Here is a 2508-nt window from a genome sequence, read left to right on the forward strand (position 1 = left end):
AACTCAAGGGGTGAAGCTATAGATATCGTGCGAACGTGAAAGCGGAGAAGCGGGTTGAGAGCCGTACCGGCCGTCCCTAGTCAAGNCGGGCTCTGATGCACTCCTGCCTACGGCGGCTGCGGCCTTGGCCCGCGCTATCCGGTTCGACGATAATTCGGCACGGGTCGGGCCTTCTTCACGACGTGGTGCCCACACGGCACACCGATGGACATGCTGGTCCGTGTCGAAGGGCGACGCTGGTCGATCGAGGACGCCTTCGAAAAGGCGAAGACCGAGTCGGGGCTCGACCACAATGAGACCCGGAGTTGGCATGGTTGGCATCAACACATCTCCCTGGTGATGCTGGCCTTCGCCCTGCTGGCGGTGGCTCGCTATAAAGCGGATGCTCTCGCCACGCCTCCAAAAAACCGTCCGGAAAAAGCTCCGCTCATGGTCTGTTGGTCGATGCAGGAAATTCGTCGTGTTGCCGACCGTCAGACCCAGCGGCGGATCGAGCCCGCAACCGCTATCGCATGGTCGGCGTGGAGGCGATACCATCAAGCGTTCGCTTGCCAAGCCCACCGTAGAAAAGCGCAAAAGTAATGCTAATCTTGGGAAATCAGCGACCTCGCGCGAGCCGTAGACCTGGTGACGGATTCAGCCACGTGGAAAGCCGGTAATCCGATGATACTATAGTTTTGGCGTCAAAACTACAGTATCATCAGTGGATCGCAAGCACTAGAATCTAATTTCCGGCTTAGATATTATTCCAACCACTTTTCTAACACCTTTTTCTACCTTGTAAACAGACAAAGCTTGAGGCCTATCAGACTGTTTGATCTTTGGGTTGAAGAACGCAAATAACGCATCTCCTGTAGAACATTCTAGGTTTATCTCTGAGAAAATTACCGTTCTGCCATCTTTTATCAAATCAGATAACAAGTGGTCATCAAGAGCTATATAACCATCCAAGGTATTCTCTGTAATATGTTTTATGACGCCCGCTTGGTTAATGACATGTATTTCTGCTGGTTGTGACTTATTCAATATAAAAATGTTTTTGTTTACACAAAGCTCAAGCATTGCGGACGATAATTTATCGTTTACATCCATAAAAACAGGCTTTGGCACCTTAAACCCAGCAAGAGGAAGTCCAGGCAAAGGCTGATCCAATTTTGGAGGATTTCTAACTACTGAGGAAACTGTGCAGTGAGATTGCGTCCATTTCTTCACATCTTTTCCAGTTAGAGAGATAAGATCGTAAATGCTCTTAAGTACATCATAATGATTGAGATTGAATATCGGCTCGTGATGAGCAACTCGATTGCGAAACCAATTTACATTGCTTACCAAAGCCTGAACATAATGCCTCCCCTTTTCTTTTGGGAGATTTGGAAATGTAAAATGAATAAGATCCTTATCGGTTCCGCTCACTTTCTCAGTCCATAATTCTTCATATTCCTTTCTAAACAAATTTGACCAGAAATCAAATGTTAGGCAAGCAACCATCTCACTATCTTTGAGACTTCTATTCGCATTCTTTCTAAGTCTCGAAATGCTCTTAGACAAAGCTTCGAGAGATTCTGCTGTAAGAGAATCATGAAATTTATCGCACACCATCCAATATGAACAATGTCTTTTTGAAAAGGCGCTGTTCATAGAGTTTCGAGTAGAAATTTCTGCAACATGCAAAGGGTAAAGGAAAGCTTTGCAGAGCCGAGCATTCCACAGATAAAATGCGAATGCATGGCTCTCCGCGCCGCCATCCTTCTCAGCTCGATTGAGGTACGTGGAAAACCTCGGCTCAGATAGTGCTTCCTTGAGCGAAGCTAGAACGTCCTCATCGTATGAAAACTGGTCTTGACTCTCAGCCATAGTGCCCTATTTTACCCCTCATAGCAGCCGCAAACGCTCCGAGTTTTAGAGCACCGGCACCAGTAGACCCCGGGAACAGGCCGTGTCCGCTCCCGGGGTTAACTCTTTTCATCCATTCAGTCGAAAATTGCACCTAAATTTAGGTCCCCCTTTTCAGATACGAATGCGTTCGTCCTTGCCTCGGTGTGCGCCGGCACGACACCGGTTCTGGATCTCGCCTAGGCCCGGGGACTGCTCGACACCATATGCCATCGCTGAGTGACGTCATAGGACGGTCGAAAACTAGGCTAGGAGCGTGGAGAAAACTGGCTCAAAGCGGGTTGAGAGGGGTATGGCAGCCCTCTTGTTCCTGACGTCTTTCAGGCGATTATCGAAGCGCTGATCCCGCCGAAGCCGACCAAACCGAAGGATGGTGTCGGGCACCTGCACCGGCCACTCGCCCTCATCGACCCAACGATCGCCGATAACTGTCTCTTGTCGGCGGTCGTCGGCTTGACGCCGCCGCCGCCCTCGGCAACCCTGTCGCCCCCGTCCGACCCGCGCCGAGAGACCGCCCGTGCCGCTTCCCGCTCCGCTGTCCCCGGGCGCCGCCCCGGCGCCGGCGATCGCCCTCGATGCCGACGCCGCCGAGCGGCTGCGCCGGCGCCCGCCGAG

1 protein-coding gene and 1 pseudogene are annotated in these 2508 nt (G+C 51.4%); one reads left to right on the forward strand and one right to left on the reverse strand.

What is annotated here, in order from left to right; genetic code table 11:
- Positions 1-168: 168 nt before the first annotated feature.
- Positions 169-405, forward strand: a pseudogene (locus I71_RS40945) (IS701 family transposase); the annotation flags it as partial.
- A gap of 312 nt (positions 406-717) precedes the next feature.
- Here the strand turns inward: I71_RS40945 and I71_RS37125 are convergent.
- Entirely contained in the window at positions 718-1854 is a 1137-nt protein-coding gene (locus I71_RS37125) for an Abi family protein (protein WP_148294141.1), read from the reverse strand.
- Positions 1855-2508: the final 654 nt, after the last annotated feature.

The sequence above is a fragment of the Azospirillum sp. B506 genome (assembly GCF_000333595.1).
Classification (GTDB): domain Bacteria; phylum Pseudomonadota; class Alphaproteobacteria; order Azospirillales; family Azospirillaceae; genus Azospirillum.